The sequence below is a fragment of the Klebsiella sp. 4_1_44FAA genome, assembly GCF_000238715.1.
Taxonomy (GTDB): Bacteria; Pseudomonadota; Gammaproteobacteria; order Enterobacterales; family Enterobacteriaceae; genus Klebsiella; species Klebsiella pneumoniae.
Genome location: NZ_JH414799.1, coordinates 600,690 through 624,272 on the forward strand (window position 1 = coordinate 600,690; position 23,583 = coordinate 624,272).

Consider the following 23,583-nt stretch of genomic DNA (forward strand, 5'->3'; position numbering starts at 1 on the left):
AGTAGTATCCAGCGCAGTTTCGGGTGATTAGCTCAGCTGGGAGAGCACCTCCCTTACAAGGAGGGGGTCGGCGGTTCGATCCCGTCATCACCCACCACTCGGGTCGTTAGCTCAGTTGGTAGAGCAGTTGACTTTTAATCAATTGGTCGCAGGTTCGAATCCTGCACGACCCACCAATTTCAAGCATTTAACTCAGTATGCTGAACGTGAAGGATAACGTTGCGTCAGCAACGGCCCGAAGGGCGAGGCAAAGCCGAGTCATCCTGCACGACCTACCAATTTCTGAATTGGTGTCGAGTGAAATTATTCAGGTAGTACCAGAGCGGGTCGTTAGCTCAGTTGGTAGAGCAGTTGACTTTTAATCAATTGGTCGCAGGTTCGAATCCTGCACGACCCACCAATTTCAGCATTTAACTCAGATGCTGAACGTGAAGGATAACGTTGCGACAGCAACGGCCCGAAGGGCGAGGCGAAGTCGAGTCATCCTGCACGACCCACCATCCTGAATGATGGCAGCATTAAAATCCCGCAAGGGGTCGTTAGCTCAGTTGGTAGAGCAGTTGACTTTTAATCAATTGGTCGCAGGTTCGAATCCTGCACGACCCACCAATGTAAAAAGGCGCCCTAAAGGCGCCTTTTTGCTATGCGCAGAACTCAACGATTCGACAAAATTGTCGGGAACAATTTTGAACAACGCGGCAGCGTTGGCCCGCAGGGCGAGTCTCAGGATGAGACGAGTTTCTCTGCAGCAGGTTCGGGTCGAACGTAGTGAGACAACGGAGCCGCTTGCGGCGACGGCCCGCAGGGCGAGGCGAAGCCGAGTCATCCTGCACGACCCACCAATGTAAAAAGGCGCCCTAAAGGCGCCTTTTTGCTATCTGCATTTCCCTGCCACTCATCAATGTTAATAATTTCTTAATTCATCATTTTCCCACGGTCACGCTGCGCTTACCGTGCCTGCACAGGGTACGAACCGGTCGTTCGGGCAGATGCGCAGCACCGTCCCCGGGAAAAGGGTCTGATGTACAAAATTCATCACGACTTTTAGCTCGTAATCGGCTATCTTGTTTAGCATATAAAACACCATGACCGTGTTAAGCCGCCGAAAGGCCATACTGACGGTTGTAGAGTTAAGCCAGTAAAACGAGATTGCATGATGAGCGTAATGTTTGATCCTGAAACGGCGATTTATCCTTTCCCTGCTAAACCGCAGCCGCTGACCGTCGACGAAAAGCAGTTTTACCGCGAAAAAATCAAGCGCCTGCTACGCGAGCGCGATGCCGTGATGGTGGCGCATTACTACACCGATCCTGAAATTCAACAGCTGGCGGAAGAGACCGGCGGCTGTATCGCCGACTCGCTGGAGATGGCGCGCTTTGGCGCCCGCCATTCGGCCTCCACGCTGCTGGTCGCCGGGGTGCGTTTTATGGGGGAAACCGCCAAAATCCTCAGCCCGGAAAAGACCATTTTGATGCCGACCCTGAACGCCGAGTGTTCATTGGATCTGGGCTGTCCGATTGAGGAATTCAACGCCTTTTGCGACGCCCATCCTGACCGCACCGTAGTGGTCTATGCCAATACGTCCGCCGCGGTGAAGGCCCGCGCCGACTGGGTGGTGACCTCCAGCATCGCCGTGGAACTCATTGACCATCTGGATAGTCTTGGTCAAAAGATCCTCTGGGCGCCGGACCGCCACCTTGGGCGCTACGTTCAGCGTCAGACCGGCGCAGACGTGCTGTGCTGGCAGGGGGCGTGCATCGTGCACGACGAGTTTAAAACCCAGGCGTTGATGCGGATGAAGGCTCTGCATCCCGAAGCCGCCGTGCTGGTCCATCCCGAGTCGCCGCAGGCGATCGTTGAGATGGCCGATGCCGTAGGCTCCACCAGCCAGCTGATTGCGGCGGCGAAAAGCCTGCCCCAGCGCCAGCTGATCGTGGCCACCGATCGCGGTATTTTCTATAAAATGCAGCAGGCGGTGCCGGAGAAAACGCTGCTGGAAGCGCCCACCGCCGGCGAAGGGGCGACCTGCCGCAGCTGCGCGCATTGTCCGTGGATGGCGATGAATGGCCTGAAAGCCATTGCCGAGGGTCTCGAGCAGGGCGGCGCTGAACATGAAATCCATGTCGACGAAGCGCTGCGAACCGGCGCATTAATTCCCCTTAACCGGATGCTGGATTTTGCGGCTACACTACGGGGATAACCTATTGTCGCGTCGCCAGACGCTGAGGGGAGGAAATGGATTTTTTTAGCACGCAGAATATTTTAGTACATATACCCATCGGCGCTGGGGGGTACGATCTCTCCTGGATAGAGGCCGTGGGGACGATTGCCGGGCTGTTGTGTATCTGGCTGGCGAGCCTGGAGAAGATCAGTAACTATGCTTTCGGGCTGGTCAACGTCACGCTGTTCGCCATCATCTTCTTTCAGATCCAGCTGTACGCCAGCCTGCTGCTGCAGCTGTTCTTTTTTGCCGCTAACGTTTACGGCTGGTATGCATGGTCGCGACAAAGCAGCAACCATGAGGCTGAGCTGCAGATCCGCTGGCTGCCGCGCAGCAAAGCGCTGGGCTGGCTGGCGGCCTGCGTGGTAGCGATCGGCTTGCTGACCCTGTTTATCAACCCGTTCTTTGCTTTCCTGACGCGGATCGCGGTCAGCCTGATGCAAGCGCTCGGTTTGCAGGTCACTATGCCGGAACTGCAGCCGGATGCTTTCCCGTTCTGGGACTCCTGTATGACGGTGCTGTCGGTGGTGGCGATGATCTTAATGACCCGCAAGTATGTTGAAAACTGGCTGCTATGGGTGATCGTCAATGTGATAAGCGTGGTGATTTTTGCCCGTCAGGGCGTCTATGCCATGTCGCTGGAATACCTCTTGCTGACGTTCATTGCGTTGAACGGCAGCCGGATGTGGATAAACAGCGCGCGTGAGCGAGGTTCTCACGCGTTTTCTGGCTAATGGTGGTGGTGATGATCGTGCCCGGCGTGCATCGTGTTGAGATGGCACTCCGGGCCGCTGCAGGGCTGATACTCCATCTGCACCGTGGCATGCGCAATTTCATATTTATGTTCCAGGAAATGCAGGATGCGGTTGAGTAACGCGTCATGGTCGTGCGGTGGAACGACCTGTACATGGAGCGTCATCACCGGTTTTTCCCCCACCAGCCAGACGTGGACGTGGTGAACATCGCGTACCTCCGGGATAGAGCGACGGATATCCCGCTGCAGGGCCGCCACATCCAGCGAACGCGGCGCGCCTTCCAGCAATTCATTCAGACTCTCTTTCAGTAATCGCCAGGCACTACGTAATACCAGGCAGGAAACCAGCACGGAAAGAATCGGGTCGACAGGCGTCCAGCCGGTGGTGAGGATCACCACGGCCGCCACGATCGCGCCGACCGAGCCCAGCAGGTCGCCAAGCACGTGTAGCGCTGCGGCGCGTACGTTAAGATTCCGCTCCTCGCTACCCCGATGTAGGATCCAAAACGCCAGCACGTTGGCCAGCAGACCGGCGACTGCAATGACCATCATCGTCACGCCGGCTACCGGCTGCGGATGCTGGAAGCGCTGAATCGCCTCCCAGACAATCAGCATGGTGATCACCACCAGAGCAATAGCATTGAGAAACGCCGCCAGGGTGGTTAAACGCAACCAGCCAAAGGTATGGCGGGCATTTGGTGGGCGGCTGGCGAAGCGAACCGCCAGCAGCGCAAACAGCAGAGCGGCGGAGTCGGTGAGCATATGGCCGGCATCCGCCAGCAGGGCCAGCGAGCCGGAGATCGCGCCGCCGACGGCTTCAATCAGCATAAAGCCGGCGGTGACGATAAACGCCCATAGCAGCCGGCGGGCGTTGCTGTTATCCGGAGCCTGGACAGAGGAGTGCGAATGCGAGTGCGCCATAGTGTCGTCCCTTAATAGTTATCATTATTACGCTATGACATCATAAACAGAGAGCGATAAAAAACGAAGAAAAGGCGAGACCGGCTCGCCTTTTCTTCGATCTGCCCACCTCATGTGTTACTGGGTGGTGCCGTCGGTTTTGCTGTTGTCTTGGGTCGTATTGCCGCCGTTGTCCAGTTTTTTACCGGTGTCCGGACAGCGGCCGTCTTTACACATCGAGTTTTTATGTACCTCATCGCTCGACATATTATCCTGGGTCATCGTCGAGCCCGTGGTGCTCCCAGAGCCAGAGTTGATCTGACTATTGTCCACGTTGTTCGGCGCCACGTTCTCACGGGCATCCGGCGCCACCTGACCGGCATCCGCGGAAGAGTTGGCCTGGCCATTATTGGACTGGGCGCCGGTGTCTGCCGCCAGGGCCGCGCCGCTGGCAAGACCTAAGGTGGCGGTGAGCAAAAGGGTCGTCAGTTTTTTCATATTCATCGGATACTCCTGTTAAGCCGGGAAGGGGAAATGCGCTTCCCGCGGTGAGTGTGCCAGGGATCTGACTCGCTATGGTTTAAGACTCCGCAGACGATCGCAGTGTCACTATATAATCCTGAAACGTAAGACTTAATTAGCTTTAACAGTTAAATATTGTAGTTCATGAGCCTGGTTTCGCTACTTTATGGCGTATTTTTGCCTATTTCCAGGATTATTCCATCACTACTGTAAAATCACGTTTACACTATTTCAGCGAAGAGATAGATTGGAGGGATTGCATTTCATTGAATAAGTATGGCAACGCTGGAAAGAAGATGAATTATCAGAACGACGATTTACGCATTAAAGAGATCAACGAATTATTACCTCCCGTTGCGCTCCTGGAAAAATTCCCTGCTACCGAAAATGCTGCAAACACCGTTGCACATGCTCGCAAAGCGATCCATCAGATCCTCAAAGGCGACGATGACCGTCTGCTGGTGGTGATTGGGCCTTGTTCTATTCACGATCCGGCAGCGGCGAAAGAGTATGCCGCCCGCCTGCTGACCCTGCGCGAGGCGCTGAAGGGCGAGCTCGAGATCGTCATGCGGGTCTATTTTGAAAAACCGCGCACCACCGTCGGCTGGAAAGGGCTCATCAACGATCCCCATATGGATAACAGCTTCCGCATCAACGACGGGTTGCGCATCGCGCGCAAACTGCTGCTGGATATTAACGACAGCGGCCTGCCGGCGGCGGGGGAATTCCTCGATATGATCACCCCGCAGTATGTCGCCGATCTGATGAGCTGGGGCGCCATTGGCGCGCGAACCACCGAATCCCAGGTGCACCGTGAGCTCGCCTCCGGACTCTCCTGCCCGGTGGGCTTTAAAAACGGCACCGATGGCACCATCAAGGTGGCTATCGATGCGATTAACGCCGCCGGCGCGCCGCACTGTTTCCTGTCGGTCACCAAGTGGGGCCACTCCGCCATCGTGAATACCAGCGGTAACGGCGACTGCCATATTATTTTGCGCGGCGGCAAAGAGCCTAACTACAGCGCGAAGCACGTGGCGGAGGTGAAAATCGGTCTGGCGAAAGCGGGTCTTCCGGCCCAGGTGATGATCGACTTCAGCCATGCCAACTCCAGCAAGCAGTTCAAGAAGCAGATGGAAGTGGGCGCCGACGTATGCCAGCAGATCGCCGGCGGCGAGCGCGCCATTATGGGCGTGATGATTGAAAGCCATCTGGTGGAAGGCAACCAGAGCCTCGAGAGCGGTGAACCGCTGACCTACGGCAAGAGCGTCACCGACGCCTGCATCGGCTGGGAGGATACCGAAACGATCCTGCGTCAGCTGGCGGAAGCGGTGAAAACCCGCCGCGGCTAAGCTACTCCGCGCTAGCGCAGGTCATAAAAAAAGCGTGGAGATTTCCACGCTTTTTTGTTCTCACCAGGAGAAATTACTTCGCTTTACCCTGGTTGGCGACGGCAGCAGCTTTCGCCGCGATCTCTTCCGCGTTACCCAGATAGTAATGTTTGATCGGCTTGAAGTTTTCATCGAACTCATATACCAGCGGTACGCCGGTCGGGATGTTCAGTTCGAGGATCTCGTCTTCGCCCATGTTGTCGAGGTATTTCACCAGCGCGCGCAGGGAGTTACCGTGAGCGGCGATGATCACGCGCTCACCGCTTTTCAGGCGCGGCAGAATGGTTTCGTTCCAGTAAGGCACGACGCGGTCGATGGTCAGCGCCAGGCTTTCAGTGGTCGGCAGTTCGGCGTCGGTCAGTTTTGCATAGCGCGGATCGTGGCCCGGGTAGCGCTCGTCGTCTTTGGTCAGCTCCGGCGGAGTGACAGCGAAGCCGCGACGCCACTGTTTAACCTGCTCGTCACCATATTTCTCAGCGGTTTCCGCTTTGTTCAGGCCCTGCAGCGCGCCGTAATGACGTTCGTTCAGCTTCCAGGATTTCTCAACCGGCAGCCAGGCCTGATCCAGTTCGTCCAGCACGTTCCACAGGGTGTGGATGGCACGTTTCAGCACGGAGGTATAAGCAAAATCAAAGCTGAAGCCTTCAGCCTTCAGCAGCTTACCCGCTGCTTTCGCTTCGCTAACGCCTTTCTCGGACAGATCCACGTCGTACCAACCGGTGAAGCGGTTTTCGTTGTTCCACTGGCTTTCGCCATGACGAACCAGTACCAGCTTAGTTACAGCCATTCTCTCACTCCTCTCTACACGCCATCCCTCGCGCCGCGAACGGTACGCTGAATGTGATGGTGTATGTGTTATTGATTGATAACTATTCTCATTATATTGCCGTGATTTGGCGCACGGCAATGCTTATCCCTAACCATAGCGAAAATAGTGGCGCAGTGTAAGGTGCTTGTAATACACAGGTTATTTTTTTGTCCTTTGGTGACGGAAAATAGAGCAGGTTGCTGAAAAAAGAGGCGGCAGAGAGGAGGGCGGGGACGAAAAGCAGCGCCCCCTGATGGAGGGCGCTGGCGATTATCGGGCGATAAACTGATATTCCGTCAGGCTGACGTACTCCTGGCCCGGACGTAATACACAGTCCGGCTGCGGCCATTGCGGATGGTTCGGCGAATCCGGCAGGAATTCGCTCTCCAGCGCCAGTCCCTGCCAGTCGGCGTAGGGCTCCGTCGTCTGCGACGGGGTGCCGCCGAGATAGTTGCCGGAGTAAAACTGCAGCGCCGGAGCGGAGGTATAGACCGTCATCTGCAGCTTGCCATCCTGCGACCAGACCTGTGCCGCGGGCTGGCTGGCGTCGCCTTTGGCATCCAGCAGGAAGGCATGATCGTATCCCTTCACCTTTTGCTGATCGGCATCCGCGAGGAAGTCGGCGGCGATGGTTTTCGGCTGGCGGAAATCAAAGCTGGTGTTAGCAACATCTTTCAGTTCGCCACCCGGGATACCGTCGCTTTCCACCGGCAGATACCTCTGGGCGAGGATCTGGAGCTGATGCTGGCGCACATCGCCCTGCTCACCGTCGAGGTTGAAATAGACGTGATTGGTCATATTCACCGGGCTGGGTTGGTCCACGGTGGCGCGATAGGTAATCGCGATGCGGTTATCGTCGGTCAGACGATAGTGCGCGGTGGCCTGCAGGGTGCCGGGGAAGCCTTGATCGCCATCGGGCGAGGTCAGGGCGAACAGCACTTCCTGCTCGTCGGCGCGGACAATGCGCCAGCGGCGCTTATCAAATCCTTCCGGGCCGCCGTGGAGCTGGTGGCCCGCGTCGTTTGACGGCGTGACGTTGACGACCTGGCCGTCAAGCGGGAAGCGGCTGTGGCCGATACGGTTGGCGTAGCGGCCTACCGAGGCGCCAAGAAATGCGGCCTGGCGAGCATAGTCTTCCAGCTTTGCGCAGCCCAGCAGCGGTCGGCGCAGGCTGCCATCGGCCAGCGGCACCTCGGCGCTGAGCAGCGTCGCGCCCCAGTCCGCCACGGTGACGGTCATCCCCGACTTATTGCGCAGGGTCACCTGCTGCCATGGCCGGCCGTCCGGGGCCAGCGCGGTGGTTTGCGTTAGCATTGCCCGGCCCCCTGTGACGGTTTGCAGACATAGAATGTCTCTTTAATACCGGTTTTCGCTTCATACTCGTTGGCAACGGCTTGCTGAACGGTATCGACCAGTTCTTCCGGGATTAACGCTACCACGCAGCCGCCAAAGCCGCCGCCGGTCATGCGCACGCCGCCCTTATCGCCGATCGCGGCCTTAACGATCTCCACCAAGGTGTCGATCTGCGGGACGGTGATCTCGAAATCATCACGCATCGAGGCGTGGGACTCTGCCATCAGCTCACCCATCCGCTTCAGGTCGCCTTTTTCGAGGGCGCTGGCGGCTTCCACAGTGCGGGCATTCTCCGTCAGCACATGGCGTACGCGCTTCGCGACGACCGGATCCAGCTCATGGGCGACGGCGTTAAATTGCTCAAGGGTGACATCGCGCAGGGCGGGCTGCTGGAAGAAGCGCGCGCCGGTTTCGCACTGTTCACGACGGGTGTTGTACTCGCTGCCGACGAGGGTGCGCTTAAAGTTGCTGTTGATGATCACCACCGCCACGCCTTTCGGCATCGAGACGGCTTTGGTGCCCAGCGAACGGCAGTCGATCAGCAGCGCGTGGTCTTTTTTGCCCAGCGCTGAAATCAGCTGATCCATGATGCCGCAGTTGCAGCCGACGAACTGGTTTTCCGCCTCCTGGCCGTTGAGGGCGATTTGCGCGCCATCCAGCGGCAGATGATACAGCTGTTGGAACACGGTGCCGACGGCGACTTCCAGCGAGGCTGAGGAGCTTAACCCCGCACCCTGCGGTACATTGCCGCTGATCACCAGATCCGCGCCGCCAAAGTGGCTGTTCCGCTGCTGCAGATGCTTTACCACGCCGCGGACATAGTTAGACCACTGCTGGGTGTCGTGGCTGATAATCGGCGCGTCGAGAGAGAACTCATCGGTCTGATTATCGTAATCGGCGGCAATCACCCGCACCGTACGATCGTCGCGCGGCGCACAGCTGATCACTGTCTGGTAGTCGATAGCGCAGGGCAGCACAAAACCGTCGTTGTAATCGGTATGCTCGCCGATCAGGTTGACGCGGCCTGGCGCTTGAATGACATGGCTGGCCGGGTAGCCGAAGGCGTCAGCGAACAGGGTTTGGGTTTTCTCTTTCAGACTCATCATTACACTCCGGATTCACGAAAATGGACGTCGCTGACGGCGCGCAGTCGTTCGGCAGCTTGCTCGGCGGTCAGATCGCGCTGAGTTTCGGCCAGCATCTCATAACCAACCATAAACTTGCGGACCGTCGCGGAGCGCAGCAGCGGCGGATAAAAGTGGGCATGAAGCTGCCAGTGGTTATGGTCTTCGTCGTTAAACGGCGCGCCGTGCCAGCCCATGGAGTAGGGGAATGAGCACTGGAACAGGTTGTCGTAACGGCTGGTCAGCTTTTTCAACGCCAGCGCCAGATCGCTGCGCTGGGCGTCGGTGAGATCGGTTATGCGCTGCACGTGCGCTTTCGGCAACAGCAGCGTTTCGAACGGCCAGGCGGCCCAGTAGGGCACCACCGCCAGCCAGTGCTCGGTGTCCACCACCGTGCGGCTGCCGTCGGCCAGTTCGCGCTGCACATAGTCCAGCAGCATCGGCTGGCCCTGTGCGGCGTAATACTCTTTCTGCAGACGGTCTTCCCGTTCCGCTTCATTGGGCAGGAAACTGTTGGCCCACACCTGACCATGCGGGTGAGGGTTGGAGCAGCCCATCGCTGCCCCTTTGTTTTCAAAAACCTGCACCCACGGGTAGCTTTTCCCGAGGTCCGCGGTCTGTTCCTGCCACGTTTTAACCACGTCTTCCAGCGCTCCAAGGCTCAGTTCCGGCAGCGTTTTGCTGTGGTCTGGCGAGAAGCAGATCACCCGACTGGTGCCGCGGGCGCTCTGGCAGCGCATCAGCGGATCGTCACTCTCCGGTGCGTCCGGGGTGTCGGTCATCAGGGCCGCAAAGTCGTTGGTAAATACGTAGGTACCGGCGTAATTCGGGTTGGTGTCGCCGGTCACCCGGGTGTTGCCCGGGCACAGGAAACAGTCCGGATCGTGGGCCGGCAAGGTCTGTTTTGCCGGCGTTTCCTGCGCCCCCTGCCAGGGGCGCTTGGCGCGATGCGGAGAAACCAGAATCCACTGTCCGGTTAACGGGTTATAACGACGATGTGGATGGTCAACGGGGTTAAATACGCTCATGAAGGTTCCTTAGTCTGGATAACCCTGCGGATGACGGGACTGCCAGTGCCAGGTGTCCTGCGCCATTTCGTCCAGGTTGCGCGTTACGCGCCAGTTCAGCTCGCGGTCGGCCTTGGCAGCATCCGCCCAGTAGGCCGGGAGGTCGCCATCGCGGCGCGGCGCGAAATGGTAGTTAATGGGTTTGCCGCAGGCCTTGCTGAAAGCATTGACTACGTCGAGCACGCTGCTGCCGACGCCGGCGCCAAGGTTGTAAATATGCACCCCGGCTTTGTCAGCCAGTTTTTCCATGGCCGCGACGTGGCCATCGGCGAGGTCCATCACATGGATGTAATCGCGCACGCCGGTACCATCTTCGGTCGGATAGTCGTTACCAAAAACGGCCAGCGATTCGCGACGGCCAACGGCGACCTGGGCGATGTAGGGCATCAGGTTGTTCGGGATCCCCTGCGGGTCTTCCCCCATGTCGCCCGACGGGTGGGCGCCGACCGGGTTGAAGTAGCGCAGCAGGGCAATGCTCCACTCCGGCTGGGCTTTCTGCAGGTCGGTCAGGATCTGCTCCACCATCAGCTTGCTTTTGCCGTAGGGGCTTTGCGGGGTGCCGGTCGGGAAGCTTTCGACATACGGGATTTTCGGCTGATCGCCGTAGACGGTAGCGGAGGAGCTAAAGATAAAGTTCTTCACGCCAGCGGTGCGCATGGCAGAGACTAATTTCAGTGTGCCGGTGACGTTATTGTCGTAATATTCCAGCGGCTTGGCGACGGACTCCCCGACGGCTTTCAGCCCGGCGAAGTGGATCACTGCCTCAATGGCGTGATCGTGGAGGATCTCCGTCATCAGCGCTTCGTTACGAATATCGCCTTCAATAAAGGTGGCTTCTTTGCCGCCGAGACGTTCAATCACCGGCAGTACGCTGCGCTTGCTGTTGCAGAGATTGTCGAGGATCACCACCTCGTGTCCCTGCTGCAGCAGTTGAACGCAGGTATGACTTCCAATGTAACCGCTACCACCTGTAACCAAAACTTTCATGATTCGCTCCATTCGGCTTATCGTTTGTGAGGAAGATAGCATATCAAAGAAGTGAAAAGTGTGACATAGCACAAGTTAGTGGAATCGTTTACACTTGGGGTGTAAATAACGTAAATTTTATATTTTGAATTTTAATTCAATGACTTAGGTTTGTTTTGCGCTATTTTTCTGAAAAATACCAGGGATCTTTCGATCCCCGGCAGGGGGCGTCAGGCCACAGGGCCGAGCTGATAAGTGTAACCGTCTCCACTGGGGACGAACGCCAGGCGATGGGTAATACAGTCCGGGGCATCTTCCGCATGGTGCGAGACAAACAGCAGCTGTGTGGCCCCTTCGCCAATCAACACGTCGACAAAGCGGCGCACCAGCTGGCGGTTGAGGGGGTCCAGCCCCTGCAGCGGTTCATCGAGGATCAGCAGGGTTGGATGCTTCACCAGCGCGCGGACGATAAGCGCCAGCCGCTGCTGGCCCCACGACAGACTGTGAAACGGCGCGTCGGCGGTGCGCTTATCGATGCCGAGAATATCCAGCCATTGCTGCACCAGCTTATGCTGCTTGTCGGAGACCGCCTGATAAATGCCGATCGAGTCAAAATAGCCCGACAGGATGACGTTGCGGACGTTGGTGCTGACCCGGTAGTCCAGATGCAGGCTGCTGCTGACGTAGCCGATATGCTTTTTAATATCCCAGATGGTCTCACCGCTGCCGCGCCGGCGGCCAAAGAGCGTGAGATCGTTGCTGTAGCCCTGCGGATGATCCCCGGTGACCAGGCTCAGCAGCGTAGATTTACCGGCGCCGTTGGGACCGACGATCTGCCAGTGTTCGCCCGGATTCACGGTCCATGAGAGGTGATTGATGACCGGGCGATCGTTATAGGAGACCACGCCGTCGTTGAGCACGATACGCGGCGCCGAGTCTGCCAGCGCATGACGGGCCGGTGGGACATCCGGCTCCGGCAGGGTGATGCCGTCCAGTTTTTCACTGTGCGCCAGCTGGGCGACCAGCGCCTGCTGCAGCAGGGAAGACTTCTCGCCGGTCTCGCTAAGGGTGCAGTCAGCCAGCACGCCGGCGAATTGCACAAACTCCGGGATCTCATCGAAACGGTTGAGCACCAGCACCAGGGTGATGCCGGCGCTGTGCAGGTCGGCCAGCAGGGCAGCCAGCTGCTGGCGGGAGTTGACGTCGAGACCGTCGAAAGGTTCATCGAGGATCAGCAGTTGCGGATCGGTCATCAGGGCCTGACACAGCAGGGTCTTACGCGTTTCCCCGGTCGACAGGTATTTAAACCGGCGGTCCAGCAGGGCGCTGATGCCAAACTGTTCGGCCAGGCGCGCGCAGCGGGCAGGATCTTTCACCTCATCCTGGATAATCTCCGCGGTGGTGCGGCCGGTGTCTTCTTCGCCTGGGCTGAGCAGGTCGGTGTTATTGCGCTGCCACTCGTCGCTGACCAGCTTCTGCAACTGCTCGAAGGAGAGGCGGGTTACGCGGGAGAAGTGGCTTTCGCGCTGGCCGCTGAGCAGGGTCAGGTCGCCGGCCAGGGCCCGCGCGAGGGCGGATTTGCCGCTGCCGTTGCTGCCGACGAACGCCCAGCTTTCACCCGCCGCCACGCTCAGGTGGTCTATTTTTAAGGTCTTTGTATCGCTCAGGCGAAACGTGCCTTGCGAAATTTGCAATGATGACATGATGTATCCCATTTTTTGCAGCGATGTGCATCAGGGATACGACTTCAGACGCGTAATGTCAATGGGGTCAGCATAACGTCGCGAGGATGATGCGATCGGCATTGAAGTAAGCGATCGCCTCCGTTCCTTCCGCCAGGCCAGCGGCCTGCGCCTGTGGCAGGGTGGCGCACAGGGTTTGACCGTCCGCCAGGGTCATCAGTACTTCGCACTGTCCGGACCCGCATTCGATATGACTGATACGTCCCGACAGCTGGTTATCAGCCTGGCGGGCTGCTGCGGGATCGAGGGTGATGCCGACCCATGGCGCTTTGAGCAGGACCAGCACCTCCTGGCCCTCATCGAGTCCCAGCTTCTCAGCGCTTTGCGCGGTGATGGCGACGTTCAGGCGGGTTTTTCCGTCAGCCAACAGTACTTCCACGTGCTGCTGCACCTGCTGGCGATCGCGGCCGGTAATGGTGCCGAACCACTGGTTGCGGGCGCTGGTCTGCAGGGAAAAGCGCGAGATGGCCGCCAGCAGGCTATCCAGCGGCAGGGCATCGTCATCGCTGAGTACATCAAACGCTTTCTGCTGGATCTGCGCCAGCAGATCGTACAGCTGGATCAGACGCTGCCCGTAGCGGGTCAGCACCGCGCCGCCGCCGCCCTTTCCGCCGGTGGCGCGATCCACCAGCGGCTGTTCGCTGAGCTGGTTCATCTCATTGATGGCATCCCAAGCGCTCTTATAGCTGATACCCGCATGCTTCGCCCCCTGGCTTATCGAACCGGTCTGGTCAATCTGTTTGAGCAGGGCGATCCGCCGCGGATCGGCAAACAGGCGCTGCTGTAGCTTAAGGGTAAGAAGAATTTCGGCCTGCATAATCGTTTCCTGACAAAAAAGGGTATTGTGACCGATAGTCGCCCACTTGCAAAACCTCTCTGCGCGGTTGGTCATTACCCACCGCACAAATGGGACGTGTTTTTTCGGCTGAAATCGTTACAATCAGGAAATCATACTATCTGGAGTGAACCATGTTAGAGCTTTTGAAAAGTCTGGTTTTTGCGGTCATCATGGTACCGGTGGTGATGGCGGTCATCCTGGGACTGATTTACGGTCTTGGCGAAGTGTTCAACCTCTTCTCCGGCGTAGGCCACAAAGATCGCAGCCAGCAAAATCACTGATTTCCCGGCGCCCGGTTTAACCGGGCGCTGTGCTATTTCCCTCCTGTATCATTTCCCTTCGTTTTATTGTCCTGTATCACTATAAAAACGCTTCGCATATCGTTATATTATCGACTACATAACGCATTGACAGGAGAGTAAGATGGCAGGTTCTTGGTTACGCGGGGTTGTCGGGGTATCACTCACGCTGTGCGTCGCGGGTCAGGCGCTGGCGGCAGAGGGTAAAGTGACCGTTTTCGCCGCCGCATCGTTAACCAACGCGATGCAGGATATTGCCCAGGCGTACAAGAAAGAAAAAAACGTCGAGGTCGTGTCGTCGTTTGCCTCGTCTTCGACGCTGGCGCGGCAGATAGAAGCGGGTGCGCCAGCGGACCTGTTTATCTCCGCCGATCAGAAATGGATGGATTACGCGGCAGATAAAAAGGCCATCGATCCGGCAACCCGCGCCACTCTGCTTGGCAACAGCCTGGTAGTGGTCGCGCCGAAAGCCAGTGCGCAGGGGGCGATAACCATTGATGAGAAAACCGACTGGACCAGCCTGCTGAAAGGAGGCCGTCTGGCGGTGGGCGATCCACAGCATGTCCCGGCCGGTATCTATGCCAAAGAGGCACTGCAGAAACTCGGTGCCTGGGAGACGTTGTCGCCGAAGCTCGCCCCGGCTGAAGACGTGCGCGGTGCGCTGGCGCTGGTGGAGCGCAACGAAGCGCCGCTGGGGATTGTCTATGGCTCCGATGCCGTGGCCAGCAAGGGGGTGAAAGTGGTCGGCACCTTCCCGGAAGCCTCGCATCAGAAAGTCGAGTACCCGCTGGCGATTGTCGATGGGCACCGCAATGCGGCTGTGAGCGCCTTCTATGACTACCTGAAAGGGCCGGAAGCGTCCGCTATCTTTAAACGTTACGGATTTACCACCCGCTGATGTTTCTGAGCGAACCCGAATGGCAGGCGGTGCTGCTGAGCCTGAAAGTCTCCTCCCTGGCGGTGGCCTTGAGCCTGCCCTTTGGCATCTTTTTTTCCTGGCTGCTGGTCCGGCGCACCTTTCCCGGCAAGGCCCTGCTCGACAGTATTCTCCATCTGCCGCTGGTGCTGCCTCCGGTGGTGGTGGGGTACCTGCTGCTGGTGGCCATGGGGCGGCGCGGGTTTATTGGCAGCTGGCTGTATGACTGGTTCGGCATCAGCTTTGCTTTTAGCTGGCGCGGGGCGGTGCTGGCGGCGGCGGTGATGTCTTTCCCGCTGATGGTGCGCGCCATTCGCCTGGCGCTGGAAGGGGTGGACGTCAAACTGGAGCAAGCGGCGAGAACCCTCGGGGCCAGCCGCTGGCGGGTATTTTTGACCATTACGTTGCCGTTGACTCTGCCGGGGATTATTGTCGGCACGGTGCTGGCCTTCGCCCGCTCGTTAGGGGAGTTTGGCGCGACCATCACGTTCGTTTCCAATATTCCCGGTGAAACGCGCACCCTCCCTTCGGCTATGTACACCTTGATTCAAACCCCGGGCGGGGAGGGGGCGGCGGCCCGCCTCTGCCTCATCGCCATCGGACTGGCGCTGGTTTCGCTGCTGATTTCGGAATGGCTGGCCCGCGTGAGCCGCCAGCGCATGGGAGGATAATGATGCTGGAGCTGGACTTTACCCAGACCCTCGGCAGTCACTGCCTGCAGATCCGTGAAACCCTGCCCGCCAGCGGGATCACCGCCGTCTTTGGCGTCTCCGGCGCGGGCAAAACCTCGTTGATTAACGCCATCAGCGGCCTGACCCGACCCCAGGCGGGGCGGATCGTGCTCAATGGCCGGGTGCTGAACGACACCGCGCAGCGTATCTGCCTGGCGCCGGAGCAGCGCCGTATCGGCTATGTCTTTCAGGATGCGCGCCTGTTTCCCCATTATAAAGTGCGCGGCAATCTGCAGTATGGGATGGCGAAATCCATGGTCAGCCAGTTCGATAAGCTGGTGGATCTGCTGGGGATTGCGCCCTTGCTGGATCGTCTGCCGGGCCGGTTATCCGGCGGCGAAAAGCAGCGAGTGGCTATCGGCCGCGCCCTGCTGACCGCGCCAGAGCTGCTGCTGCTGGATGAGCCGCTGGCCTCGCTGGACATTCCGCGCAAACGCGAGCTATTGCCCTACCTGCAGCGGCTGGCGCAGGAGATCCATATTCCGATGCTTTACGTCAGCCACTCGCTGGATGAGATCCAGCATCTGGCCGATCGTGTGCTGGTGCTGGAGGCCGGTAAGGTGAAAGCTTTCGGTCCGCTGGAGGAGGTCTGGAGCAGCAGCGTGATGCACCCCTGGCTGCCGGCGGAGCAGCAGAGTACTATCCTTAGCGCCACCGTCGCCGCGCAGCACCCGCAGTATGCGATGACGGCCCTGGCGCTGGGGGACCAGTTGCTGTGGGTCAACCGGCTCGAACGTCCCGCAGGCGACACCGCACGGATCCGCATTCAGGCGTCGGACGTTTCGCTGACACTGGCCCAGCCGTCCGGGACCAGCATCCGCAATATCTTACGCGCCGAGGTGGCTCAGTGTCTGGAGGTCAACGGACAGATTGAAGTGCAGCTCAGAGTGAGTGGCCGTCTGCTATGGGCCAGGATTAGCCCATGGGCGCGGGACGACCTGGCGATAGCGCCAGGTCAGCAGGTGTTTGCCCAGATCAAAAGCGTGTCGATCGCCGCCTGATTACAGCAGTTGGCGGTAGATAAACTCGGCGATGCTGGTGGACTCATTGTCGCCGATGACTATGTTGGCGCGGGCTTTCACCTCGTCCAACGCGTTGCCCATCGCCACCCCGGTGCCCGCCGCTTCCAGCATGCTTAGATCGTTGTAGTTATCGCCGAAGGCCACCACATCCTGCATCGACAGCCCCTGGTCGGCCACCCATTGCGCCAGGCGTTTGCCTTTGCTGTTGCCGGCGCGCGCGATATCCACCTGATCGTGCCACGACCATTCGCACTCGAGGCCCAGCGTCTCGCCAACCTGCTGCGCAAACCGCTGCAGGCGGGGAATGTCGTCATCGGTGAGAGCGAATTTCCATACCGCGTTAACTTCGCGAACCGCCTGCGCCAGCGAATCGACCTGAGCGAAAACTGGACGCTGATCTTCCGGTAACGCTTGCGCCCAGTTGCGGGTGCGGATCACATGCCCGGTGGGGTGTTCATAAAGCATCGCGTCGTCCACATATGCCAGGCCGTGGATCTGCTGTTTGGCAAGCATGGCAGTGAGGCTTACCGCTTGCTCCACCGGCATAGGATCGGCGGCCAAAACCTTTTTTGCGTGATAATCATACAAATAGGTGCCATTACAACAAATTGCAGGTGTATCGAGAGCCAGTGCCTGATAAAAAGGATGGATAGCGACGTGATGACGTCCGGTGACGACGATGACCTGATAGCCTGCCTCTCTGGCGCGGGCCAGCGCCTCCAGCGAAGCGGGCAGAATGGTTTTTTTGCTGGTAAGCAGGGTGCCGTCTAAATCCAGGGCAATCACGCGTGTTGTCATGTGTTATTTCCGGTTGATGTTGAAAAGTGACCTGGCCATGATGGTACACCGCCGTGGCGTCAGGACCAATTTTTCCACATCTGCCGTGAATGTCTGTATGCCCTTTGTGCCGCCGTCCGGCGGAAATTCGGCGGACGATGCGAGTATCATGGGCGGATGTCTTATAATTTTCAGGGTGCTGTTATCCTGAAAATGAAAATTCCACGTGCAGTGAGGGAAGGAGTAGTCATGAAACAAACCGTTTATACCGCCAGCCCGGAAAGCCAACAAATCCATGTCTGGAGTCTTGAAGCGGACGGCAAACTGACGCTGGTGCAGGTGGTTGATGCCCCAGGGCAGGTCCAGCCGATGGTGGTCAGCCCCAACAAGGAATTTCTGTACGTTGGCGTTCGTCCGGAGTTTCGCGTGCTGGCCTATCGCATCACGCCGGATAACGGGGCGTTAACCTTTGCGGGCGAAGCTGCGCTGCCGGGCAGCCCGACCCATATCTCTACCGATCGTCATGGCCGCTTTGTCTTCAGCGCCTCCTACAATCAGGGCTGTGTCAGCGTGACCCCGCTGCACGATGGCCTGCCGGGCGAAACCATCACCGTGGTGGAAGGGCTGGAAGGCTGCCACTCGGCCAATATCTCCCCGGATAATCGCACCCTGTGGGTGCCGGCGCTGAAGCAGGATCGCATTTGCCTGTTTACCCTCAGCGACGATGGTTTCCTTTCGGCACAGGAGCCCGCGGAAGTGACGACCGTCGAGGGCGCCGGTCCGCGTCACATGGTATTCCATCCCAACCAGCAGTATGGTTACTGCGTCAATGAGCTAAACAGCTCGATTGACGTCTGGGAGTTGAAAGATCCTAAGGGCAACATCGAATGTGTACAGACCCTGGATATGATGCCGCCTGATTTTAGCGGCGTGCGCTGGGCGGCGGATATTCATATCACCCCGGATGGCCGTCATCTTTACGCCTGCGATCGTACCGCCAGCATCATCACGGTGTTCAGCGTTTCGGAAGATGGTAGCGTGCTGGCGGTGGAAGGCTATCAGCCTACCGAGACCCAGCCGCGCGGCTTTAACCTCGATCACAGCGGTAAATATCTCATTGCCGCCGGGCAGAAGTCGCACCATATCGCGGTGTACGATATCGTCGGTGAGCAGGGACTGCTGCAGGAGAAAGGCCGCTATGCGGTTGGGCAGGGGCCGATGTGGGTGGTGGTCAACGCCCACTGAACCGCCATCAGGTAAAAGAAAAAACCTCGCCTTAGCGAGGTTTTTTTGCTCAGAGCGGACAGGCTCTGCGGAGAAGGCGTTGTCCTGGCGGGCCAGAAGCGTGGCGACGTTAGATATCGTCCATGGTGTAGCCAACGACAATCTCCAGCGTTTTTCGGATCACGTCCGCGGTCACCACGTCATCGGTGGTTTCCAGCGCCTGAATCAGCCATAAAATAATGGCCTTATTGTTCAGGTGACCCTCGGACTGGAGAATACTGTTGATGGCGAGCGACATGACGGCGGACTCATCAACCAGTTTATCACCGGCGTTACGGAAATAGTCGGAGAGCGCGGTGTCCTGCAGTCTTGCGTAAATATCTGGTTGCTGATGCATAGTCTGTCTCATCACATTCTCACTCTGTTTAATTCACCATGGTTGGGATAATCAGTGGATCTTTTTAGCTTCCGACGGCATGCTGTCTGGCGCCAGCGAACCTCTGGTTTCCCAACGGCCATTGATTTTCTTTACCTGTAAAGGCGCGTACTTCCGCTGACGGATAAGCTTCGCGCAAATTTCTTCGATCACGGCAGCGATGATCTTTCTACGCTGGCGATCTGGTTCTGTCGCCTGCATTAACCGAAGTCGAACCAGCAGGGTCGGGGTGGTAATCGGGCGATTCGTTTTCAGAAGCGCTAGAACCGCCTCGCCGATGATTTCATCGGTTATTTCCTCAGTTTCACTGTTATTCATAACCGTCTCTATGCATGCCACCCTTTTCCTGAATAGGCGAACGGCATTCAGGTCAGCAGCAGGTTTGTGGAAGCGATCGCCCCTCATCTGCTACTGCGGCGCTGCAACAGGCGACGATCGATGACGTTATTCCTGGCCAGCAAACAGCAGACCAATTAAGGTCTGATAGTGGCTCTCTTCCTCCGGCGCGCGAGCGCGGTCCAGGCGGCTCAACAGTTTGGTGCATAGCGCTTTGCGGTTGAGATGACGCCCTTCGTTAAGAATATCCATCACGATCTGACCCAGGGTTTCCTGCTGGGAAGGCAAAGATGCTTTGTTGAAATACTGGGCAATTGCGTTCGCTGTATCTGGAATGTAACCATTCTGCTGCATATGTGCTCCTTTCATTTCATTCATCTGTTAACTGCCATTAAACTTATACAATAATTATTAACCTGTACACACAAAGTTGCACAATAATGATTCATGTTAGTTTAACTATATGATTTTTAATTGTTTAATTTTTTTTGCCTGGCGCGGTTCTGGCTTGTAAAGGTGGGGTTTAGCGTTGCATGTTGTACAAGGAAAGAAAAAAGGGAAAACCTTGCACAAAAAAGGGATTTTTAGTGTATCTTTTTTGTTAAGACAAAACGTAGTTTTACGAGACCCTTAGCCTGATAACTGCTACTGTGAATGCTTATCCCTCCCATCTGGAATCACTATGCTAACCACCATCATTTATCGCAGCCATATCTGCGACAATGTCTCATTCAAATCGATCGAGGCCATGGTCGCCAGGGCAAACGAAAGAAATGGGCAGGCGGACGTCACCGGTATTTTACTTTTTAACGGGACGCATTTTTTTCAACTCATTGAGGGGCCTGAAGAAAAGGTTCAGGATATTTATCAGCATATCTGCCAGGATCCTCGCCACTATAATCTGGTGGAGTTGCTTTGCGATTATGCGCCGTCCCGTCGTTTTGGTAAGGTCGGGATGGAACTGTTTGATTTACGCGAACACGATCGCGAGGAAGTTCTGCAGGCGGTGATGGACCGGGGGACGTCAAAATATCAGCTCACCTATGATGACCGGGCGCTGCAATTTTTCCGTACTTTTGTCGAAGCCACAGAAAAAGCGAACTATTTTGAGATTCCTTCCGCAGATAGTTGGGTTTTTATTCCTGATAAGGAGACGTTCTATCCTGATACCCCGATTATCGATAATACGGAAGGTTGTTCCTTTGCCTTCCAGCCGATTGTCGACCCTTTCGCCTGCGAAATTATTTCGTGGGAAGCGCTGTTGCGTACACCGGACGGGCAATCCCCCGGCGCCTATTTTGCCGGGCTGACCGGGGACGATATTTATCTCGCTGACCTGCACAGTAAACGGGTGGCGTTGTCGCTGGCGGGAAAATTAGGTTTACGTAATAAGGCGTTAAGCATTAATTTACTGCCGATGACCATGGTCAAAGCGCCGAATGCGGTGGCTTTCCTGCTCGACGAAATTAGTCGCAATGACCTTATTCCGGAGCAGATTATTGTCGAGTTCACTGAGCGGGAAGTGATTTCGCGGATGGACGATTTTACCGATGCGGTGCGCAAACTGAAGGGCGCGGGAATTAATCTTGCCATCGATCACTTCGGCGCCGGGTTTGCCGGGCTATCGCTGCTGGCGCAATACCAACCCGACAGAATTAAAATCGACCATGAGCTGATCCGCAATATCCACCAGGACGGACCGCGCCAGTCGATTGTACAGGCGATTATCAAATGCTGTACTTCTCTGGAGATTGCGGTCTCAGCCGTCGGCGTTGAGCGTGCTGAAGAGTGGATGTGGCTGGAATCAGCCGGTATTTCACAGTTTCAGGGCAATTTGTTCGCCAGCGCGCGCCTGGGGGGCCTACCCGCCGTCGCATGGCCGGAGAAAAAATGAACCACCGCGAAATCAGCTAAACATTTTTTCATCTTTTTTCCCGGGCGCTGTGAGCCGCAACCTGATATCTTTATCTGTACAAGAAAATAGAGTTGTACAGGATGCCTGAATTCGTTAGTTTAGGTATTAAGGTATCAGGTTGATGTGAGGCTGCTATGGCGTTTTACAGTATCGGTGAAGTCGCCGAACGTTGCGGAATCAATCCGGTCACACTGCGCGCCTGGCAGCGTCGTTACGGTCTACTGAAACCGCAGCGTAGCGAAGGCGGGCATCGACAATTTGATGAAGAAGATATCCTGCGTATCGAAGAGATCAAGCGCTGGATAGAGCGCGGTGTATCAGTAGGGAAAGTCAAAGCGCTGCTCGAGGATAACCTGCCGGCGGCGCGCGACGAATCCGCGCATCTTCAGGAAGAGATGATGTCCATTCTGCGTTATATGCAGCCCGCCAGAATCCGCGCCAAATTAATGGCGCTCAGTCATCAACACCCCGTCGACACCCTCATCGATAGCCTGTTAGTGCCGGTACGACAGCGTCTCAAGCTGGATCAGAATACCTCGCTGGTGATTAGCAGCATGCTGGACGGCCTGTTAATTGACTGCGTAGCGTTGTTTCTCGCCGAAGCGCGTAAAAAAAATGGCAAAGAGACGCTGCTGGTGGGCTGGAGCAATGAGGACAGGACGCGTCTGTGGCTGGAGGCATGGCGTCTTTCCCAACGCGGCTGGCATGTCAACGTTCTCGCCGAACCGCTGGAGTCGCCGCGGCCTGAGCTATTTCCCGGGCAGCATATTTTCGTCTGGACCGGACGTGCCGCCACGCCTCTGCAGGAGGAGCTGCTCAGCCACTGGCAGGAGCAGGGCTTCAGCATCCATTTTCACGGCCAAAATTAAGCGCCCCGATCCGTGGTGCGGATCAGGGCTTGAGTGCTTGGTTACAGGTGAATCTGGCTCCAGGATTTGAACGTTTCGCTGCGGCTGATATTAAAAAAATCGGTTCTACCGCTGCAGCCGAGCTTTTTAATCAGATTCAGCCGGATCTGATAAATGGTTTTTATATGCAGGTTTAGCGACCGGCCAATGCTGGCGACTGCTTCGCCATTGCTGATAAGTTGAATAACTTTCTTTTCCCGCTCGGTAAACTGCACCGAGGCGCCTGGCGCCGGATGGGTTTTGTAATAGCGGGTGGGTTGATGCAGAAATATCTTTAACTCTTCCGGCGTCGAGTTGGCCGGTAAGCGCAGCATAGGCAGTTCACTAAGAAAATTAAGATCGTTGCCTTCGGTTAACAGAATAAATAATGTATCCCGCCGATTATAGTTGTGCTGCAGTACCGCGAAATAATTGTCGCTGGTGAAGAAAACATGTTTTTTGCGGAAGTAAGATGCCGGCAGGCTATTCAGGATCAGCGACATCCCATAGAGAAGAAAACCATTATCAAACCACAGATCGTAATGCTCAGAACGATAGCAAGTATTATGGTGTGACATTTTTTTGCCTCAGTTAGCCGATAGAGACCCAGGCGCGCCGGTACAGCAGGTCGAAGCCTGCTGCCAGCACAGTGGGTTTATTTAATGATGAGGTTTGCTGTACAGCATATCCAGCGCCTGCAGATAGAGATCGGAAAGTATTTCGTTACTTTCCGTTTGCAGACGATGCTGGATTTCCGTAATCATCCGCTCATTATTTACCGTTCTGTGCTGCTTAATGAGCGTATTCTCAATATTCTTCATCAGGGCCGAATTGAAGACAAACTCTGCTGGAATGGTATTTTTAATATGCATAGCTCGAACTCTCCCACGTATAAAGCAAACAGACAATAAAAGTCGCAGCGTACCGTTGGTACGCGCCAAGTCACGAACAGGAAATGTATAACCAGGAACCACCGTCCGACTCGCTGCGCAATCGTCAAGCTTCCCCGCTTTGTTGCGCAACAAGCAGTTAACACTCCAAAACTATAGACGCTGATTTCACTATGTACAACTTTTTTCATTACTATATGTACAACGTAACGGCTTATTTTTTGTGTGTGTTTTAATTTGTTGATTTATAACAATTTTATTAAGTGATAACTTGTACAGAAAAGTCGGGTTGTGCAGGATTTAGCTGTAAAACCAGCGGGAAGAAGCTGATGATGGTAGAAGAAAGCCAATTGTGAAAATTCTGTCATGGCTGGCGAAATGCATGAAATTGCGCCGACGCGCGAAGGGGTAAACAGCTACGCTGTCGTCGACAGGTGGCTTTCTTCCGCGTCGGAGTCTGAGCATAG

At 56.6% G+C, this 23,583-nt stretch carries 27 protein-coding genes, 4 tRNA genes and 1 other RNA gene; 16 read left to right on the top strand and 16 right to left on the bottom strand.

What is annotated here, in order from left to right; all coding sequences use genetic code 11:
- The first annotated feature begins 21 nt into the window (after window positions 1–21).
- The 5 genes from HMPREF1024_RS17595 to HMPREF1024_RS28550 all read left to right on the top strand — a co-directional run bounded on the left by HMPREF1024_RS17595 (window position 22) and on the right by HMPREF1024_RS28550 (window position 842).
- Window positions 22–97 (top strand) — tRNA-Val (locus tag HMPREF1024_RS17595).
- Window positions 98–100: 3 nt separating this feature from the next.
- Window positions 101–176, top strand: a tRNA-Lys gene (locus HMPREF1024_RS17590).
- Window positions 177–324: 148 nt separating this feature from the next.
- Window positions 325–400 (top strand) — tRNA-Lys (locus tag HMPREF1024_RS17585).
- Between the two features lie 133 nt (window positions 401–533).
- Window positions 534–609: transfer RNA gene (locus HMPREF1024_RS17580), tRNA-Lys, on the top strand.
- A gap of 95 nt (window positions 610–704) precedes the next feature.
- A non-coding RNA gene (locus HMPREF1024_RS28550) (RtT sRNA) lies at window positions 705–842 on the top strand.
- A gap of 95 nt (window positions 843–937) precedes the next feature.
- Here the strand turns inward: HMPREF1024_RS28550 and HMPREF1024_RS30540 are convergent.
- Entirely contained in the window at window positions 938–1,087 is a 150-nt protein-coding gene (locus HMPREF1024_RS30540; protein WP_032409073.1) for a hypothetical protein, read from the bottom strand.
- 69 nt (window positions 1,088–1,156) lie between these two features.
- On the opposite strand from HMPREF1024_RS30540, the gene nadA reads away from it, so the two are divergent.
- Window positions 1,157–2,200, top strand: coding sequence for a quinolinate synthase NadA (gene nadA / locus HMPREF1024_RS17575; protein ID WP_002895074.1), 1,044 nt, complete (start codon window positions 1,157–1,159; stop codon window positions 2,198–2,200).
- A gap of 35 nt (window positions 2,201–2,235) precedes the next feature.
- Window positions 2,236–2,955 carry a nicotinamide riboside transporter PnuC gene (pnuC, locus tag HMPREF1024_RS17570; RefSeq protein WP_004151689.1) on the top strand — a complete coding sequence of 240 codons (720 nt, stop codon included), beginning with the start codon at window positions 2,236–2,238 and terminating at the stop codon, window positions 2,953–2,955.
- Here the strand turns inward: pnuC and zitB are convergent.
- A complete protein-coding gene (gene zitB / locus HMPREF1024_RS17565; protein WP_004147641.1) occupies window positions 2,952–3,896 on the bottom strand; it encodes a CDF family zinc transporter ZitB in 945 nt (314 codons plus the stop codon). The two genes, pnuC and zitB, sit on opposite strands and share 4 nt — an antisense overlap.
- 117 nt (window positions 3,897–4,013) lie before the next feature.
- On the bottom strand, window positions 4,014–4,379 hold the full coding sequence (locus HMPREF1024_RS17560; RefSeq protein WP_009308197.1) for a YbgS-like family protein: 366 nt from the start codon (window positions 4,377–4,379) through the stop codon (window positions 4,014–4,016).
- A gap of 314 nt (window positions 4,380–4,693) precedes the next feature.
- On the opposite strand from HMPREF1024_RS17560, the gene aroG reads away from it, so the two are divergent.
- Window positions 4,694–5,746: a 3-deoxy-7-phosphoheptulonate synthase AroG gene (aroG, locus tag HMPREF1024_RS17555; RefSeq protein WP_002895086.1), complete on the top strand. Its 1,053-nt coding sequence runs from the start codon at window positions 4,694–4,696 to the stop codon at window positions 5,744–5,746.
- 73 nt (window positions 5,747–5,819) lie between these two features.
- Here the strand turns inward: aroG and gpmA are convergent, their stop codons facing one another.
- The 7 genes from gpmA to modE form a co-directional block, all read right to left on the bottom strand.
- Window positions 5,820–6,572 (bottom strand): 2,3-diphosphoglycerate-dependent phosphoglycerate mutase, encoded by a 753-nt coding sequence (gene gpmA, locus HMPREF1024_RS17550; protein ID WP_002895089.1) that lies wholly within the window; start codon window positions 6,570–6,572, stop codon window positions 5,820–5,822.
- 291 nt (window positions 6,573–6,863) lie between these two features.
- Window positions 6,864–7,907, bottom strand: a complete 1,044-nt coding sequence (gene galM, locus HMPREF1024_RS17545; protein ID WP_009308198.1) for a galactose-1-epimerase — start codon at window positions 7,905–7,907, stop codon at window positions 6,864–6,866.
- The gene (gene galK / locus HMPREF1024_RS17540) at window positions 7,901–9,049 is read right to left on the bottom strand and encodes a galactokinase (protein WP_004176842.1); all 1,149 of its coding nucleotides are present in this window, start codon (window positions 9,047–9,049) and stop codon (window positions 7,901–7,903) included. Before galK ends, galM begins: the two co-directional genes overlap by 7 nt.
- A 2-nt stretch (window positions 9,050–9,051) precedes the next feature.
- Window positions 9,052–10,098: a galactose-1-phosphate uridylyltransferase gene (galT, locus tag HMPREF1024_RS17535; protein ID WP_009308199.1), complete on the bottom strand. Its 1,047-nt coding sequence runs from the start codon at window positions 10,096–10,098 to the stop codon at window positions 9,052–9,054.
- A gap of 9 nt (window positions 10,099–10,107) precedes the next feature.
- Window positions 10,108–11,124, bottom strand: a complete 1,017-nt coding sequence (gene galE, locus HMPREF1024_RS17530) for a UDP-glucose 4-epimerase GalE (protein ID WP_009308200.1) — start codon at window positions 11,122–11,124, stop codon at window positions 10,108–10,110.
- Window positions 11,125–11,333: 209 nt separating this feature from the next.
- Complete coding sequence (gene modF / locus HMPREF1024_RS17525) at window positions 11,334–12,806, bottom strand: molybdate ABC transporter ATP-binding protein ModF (protein ID WP_004179072.1); 1,473 nt, start codon at window positions 12,804–12,806, stop codon at window positions 11,334–11,336.
- A 67-nt stretch (window positions 12,807–12,873) separates the two neighbouring features.
- Window positions 12,874–13,662, bottom strand: a complete 789-nt coding sequence (gene modE / locus HMPREF1024_RS17520) for a molybdenum-dependent transcriptional regulator (protein ID WP_002895154.1) — start codon at window positions 13,660–13,662, stop codon at window positions 12,874–12,876.
- Between the two features lie 152 nt (window positions 13,663–13,814).
- Here modE and HMPREF1024_RS17515 point away from each other — a divergent pair, with 152 nt between their 5' ends.
- The 4 genes from HMPREF1024_RS17515 (at window position 13,815) to modC (ending at window position 16,630) form a co-directional block, all read left to right on the top strand.
- Complete coding sequence (locus HMPREF1024_RS17515) at window positions 13,815–13,964, top strand: AcrZ family multidrug efflux pump-associated protein (RefSeq protein WP_002895156.1); 150 nt, start codon at window positions 13,815–13,817, stop codon at window positions 13,962–13,964.
- Between the two features lie 142 nt (window positions 13,965–14,106).
- On the top strand, window positions 14,107–14,880 hold the full coding sequence (gene modA, locus HMPREF1024_RS17510; protein WP_004176834.1) for a molybdate ABC transporter substrate-binding protein: 774 nt from the start codon (window positions 14,107–14,109) through the stop codon (window positions 14,878–14,880).
- Window positions 14,880–15,569 (top strand): molybdate ABC transporter permease subunit, encoded by a 690-nt coding sequence (gene modB / locus HMPREF1024_RS17505; protein WP_002895159.1) that lies wholly within the window; start codon window positions 14,880–14,882, stop codon window positions 15,567–15,569. Before modA ends, modB begins: the two co-directional genes overlap by 1 nt.
- A 2-nt stretch (window positions 15,570–15,571) precedes the next feature.
- Window positions 15,572–16,630: a molybdenum ABC transporter ATP-binding protein ModC gene (gene modC, locus HMPREF1024_RS17500; RefSeq protein ID WP_004176832.1), complete on the top strand. Its 1,059-nt coding sequence runs from the start codon at window positions 15,572–15,574 to the stop codon at window positions 16,628–16,630.
- Here modC and HMPREF1024_RS17495 read toward each other — a convergent pair whose 3' ends face one another.
- Window positions 16,631–17,449: a pyridoxal phosphatase gene (locus tag HMPREF1024_RS17495; RefSeq protein WP_009308201.1), complete on the bottom strand. Its 819-nt coding sequence runs from the start codon at window positions 17,447–17,449 to the stop codon at window positions 16,631–16,633.
- Between the two features lie 228 nt (window positions 17,450–17,677).
- Here HMPREF1024_RS17495 and pgl point away from each other — a divergent pair, with 228 nt between their 5' ends.
- Window positions 17,678–18,673 carry a 6-phosphogluconolactonase gene (gene pgl / locus HMPREF1024_RS17490; protein ID WP_002895166.1) on the top strand — a complete coding sequence of 332 codons (996 nt, stop codon included), beginning with the start codon at window positions 17,678–17,680 and terminating at the stop codon, window positions 18,671–18,673.
- Window positions 18,674–18,782: 109 nt separating this feature from the next.
- Here pgl and HMPREF1024_RS17485 read toward each other — a convergent pair whose 3' ends face one another.
- The 3 genes from HMPREF1024_RS17485 to ycgZ form a co-directional block, all read right to left on the bottom strand.
- Window positions 18,783–19,049: a biofilm development regulator YmgB/AriR family protein gene (locus HMPREF1024_RS17485; protein WP_002895168.1), complete on the bottom strand. Its 267-nt coding sequence runs from the start codon at window positions 19,047–19,049 to the stop codon at window positions 18,783–18,785.
- Window positions 19,050–19,100: 51 nt separating this feature from the next.
- Complete coding sequence (locus HMPREF1024_RS17480) at window positions 19,101–19,406, bottom strand: hypothetical protein (RefSeq protein ID WP_004147654.1); 306 nt, start codon at window positions 19,404–19,406, stop codon at window positions 19,101–19,103.
- A gap of 126 nt (window positions 19,407–19,532) precedes the next feature.
- The gene (gene ycgZ, locus HMPREF1024_RS17475) at window positions 19,533–19,778 is read right to left on the bottom strand and encodes a regulatory protein YcgZ (protein ID WP_004151693.1); all 246 of its coding nucleotides are present in this window, start codon (window positions 19,776–19,778) and stop codon (window positions 19,533–19,535) included.
- A gap of 328 nt (window positions 19,779–20,106) precedes the next feature.
- On the opposite strand from ycgZ, the gene HMPREF1024_RS17470 reads away from it, so the two are divergent.
- Both HMPREF1024_RS17470 and HMPREF1024_RS17465 read left to right on the top strand, forming a co-directional pair.
- Complete coding sequence (locus HMPREF1024_RS17470) at window positions 20,107–21,318, top strand: diguanylate phosphodiesterase (RefSeq protein WP_004176831.1); 1,212 nt, start codon at window positions 20,107–20,109, stop codon at window positions 21,316–21,318.
- Between the two features lie 155 nt (window positions 21,319–21,473).
- The gene (locus HMPREF1024_RS17465) at window positions 21,474–22,208 is read left to right on the top strand and encodes a MerR family transcriptional regulator (protein WP_004176830.1); all 735 of its coding nucleotides are present in this window, start codon (window positions 21,474–21,476) and stop codon (window positions 22,206–22,208) included.
- Window positions 22,209–22,249: 41 nt separating this feature from the next.
- Here the strand turns inward: HMPREF1024_RS17465 and HMPREF1024_RS17460 are convergent, their stop codons facing one another.
- Together HMPREF1024_RS17460 and HMPREF1024_RS17455 are read right to left on the bottom strand one after the other, a co-directional pair.
- Entirely contained in the window at window positions 22,250–22,804 is a 555-nt protein-coding gene (locus HMPREF1024_RS17460; RefSeq protein ID WP_004151695.1) for a helix-turn-helix transcriptional regulator, read from the bottom strand.
- 81 nt (window positions 22,805–22,885) lie between these two features.
- Window positions 22,886–23,098 carry a biofilm development regulator YmgB/AriR family protein gene (locus tag HMPREF1024_RS17455; RefSeq protein ID WP_002895280.1) on the bottom strand — a complete coding sequence of 71 codons (213 nt, stop codon included), beginning with the start codon at window positions 23,096–23,098 and terminating at the stop codon, window positions 22,886–22,888.
- Window positions 23,099–23,482: 384 nt separating this feature from the next.
- Between HMPREF1024_RS17455 and HMPREF1024_RS31215 the strand changes: the two genes are divergently transcribed.
- Window positions 23,483–23,583: hypothetical protein (locus tag HMPREF1024_RS31215; protein ID WP_032451344.1), on the top strand; the 101-nt coding region annotated here is incomplete at its 3' end.

Coding starts and splice junctions, on each gene's coding strand:
- galM (WP_009308198.1), bottom strand. CDS start 7,907: ATGCTAACGCAAACCACCGCGCTGGCCCCGGACGGCCGGCCATGGCAG.
- HMPREF1024_RS17480 (WP_004147654.1), bottom strand. CDS start 19,406: ATGAATAACAGTGAAACTGAGGAAATAACCGATGAAATCATCGGCGAG.
- galT (WP_009308199.1), bottom strand. CDS start 10,098: ATGAGCGTATTTAACCCCGTTGACCATCCACATCGTCGTTATAACCCG.
- galE (WP_009308200.1), bottom strand. CDS start 11,124: ATGAAAGTTTTGGTTACAGGTGGTAGCGGTTACATTGGAAGTCATACC.
- gpmA (WP_002895089.1), bottom strand. CDS start 6,572: ATGGCTGTAACTAAGCTGGTACTGGTTCGTCATGGCGAAAGCCAGTGG.
- aroG (WP_002895086.1), top strand. CDS start 4,694: ATGAATTATCAGAACGACGATTTACGCATTAAAGAGATCAACGAATTA.
- HMPREF1024_RS30540 (WP_032409073.1), bottom strand. CDS start 1,087: ATGGTGTTTTATATGCTAAACAAGATAGCCGATTACGAGCTAAAAGTC.
- zitB (WP_004147641.1), bottom strand. CDS start 3,896: ATGGCGCACTCGCATTCGCACTCCTCTGTCCAGGCTCCGGATAACAGC.
- galK (WP_004176842.1), bottom strand. CDS start 9,049: ATGAGTCTGAAAGAGAAAACCCAAACCCTGTTCGCTGACGCCTTCGGC.
- HMPREF1024_RS17515 (WP_002895156.1), top strand. CDS start 13,815: ATGTTAGAGCTTTTGAAAAGTCTGGTTTTTGCGGTCATCATGGTACCG.
- HMPREF1024_RS17485 (WP_002895168.1), bottom strand. CDS start 19,049: ATGCATCAGCAACCAGATATTTACGCAAGACTGCAGGACACCGCGCTC.
- pnuC (WP_004151689.1), top strand. CDS start 2,236: ATGGATTTTTTTAGCACGCAGAATATTTTAGTACATATACCCATCGGC.
- pgl (WP_002895166.1), top strand. CDS start 17,678: ATGAAACAAACCGTTTATACCGCCAGCCCGGAAAGCCAACAAATCCAT.
- modB (WP_002895159.1), top strand. CDS start 14,880: ATGTTTCTGAGCGAACCCGAATGGCAGGCGGTGCTGCTGAGCCTGAAA.
- ycgZ (WP_004151693.1), bottom strand. CDS start 19,778: ATGCAGCAGAATGGTTACATTCCAGATACAGCGAACGCAATTGCCCAG.
- nadA (WP_002895074.1), top strand. CDS start 1,157: ATGAGCGTAATGTTTGATCCTGAAACGGCGATTTATCCTTTCCCTGCT.
- modC (WP_004176832.1), top strand. CDS start 15,572: ATGCTGGAGCTGGACTTTACCCAGACCCTCGGCAGTCACTGCCTGCAG.
- modF (WP_004179072.1), bottom strand. CDS start 12,806: ATGTCATCATTGCAAATTTCGCAAGGCACGTTTCGCCTGAGCGATACA.
- HMPREF1024_RS17495 (WP_009308201.1), bottom strand. CDS start 17,449: ATGACAACACGCGTGATTGCCCTGGATTTAGACGGCACCCTGCTTACC.
- HMPREF1024_RS17470 (WP_004176831.1), top strand. CDS start 20,107: ATGCTAACCACCATCATTTATCGCAGCCATATCTGCGACAATGTCTCA.
- modE (WP_002895154.1), bottom strand. CDS start 13,662: ATGCAGGCCGAAATTCTTCTTACCCTTAAGCTACAGCAGCGCCTGTTT.
- HMPREF1024_RS17465 (WP_004176830.1), top strand. CDS start 21,474: ATGGCGTTTTACAGTATCGGTGAAGTCGCCGAACGTTGCGGAATCAAT.
- HMPREF1024_RS17455 (WP_002895280.1), bottom strand. CDS start 23,098: ATGCATATTAAAAATACCATTCCAGCAGAGTTTGTCTTCAATTCGGCC.
- modA (WP_004176834.1), top strand. CDS start 14,107: ATGGCAGGTTCTTGGTTACGCGGGGTTGTCGGGGTATCACTCACGCTG.
- HMPREF1024_RS17560 (WP_009308197.1), bottom strand. CDS start 4,379: ATGAATATGAAAAAACTGACGACCCTTTTGCTCACCGCCACCTTAGGT.
- HMPREF1024_RS17460 (WP_004151695.1), bottom strand. CDS start 22,804: ATGTCACACCATAATACTTGCTATCGTTCTGAGCATTACGATCTGTGG.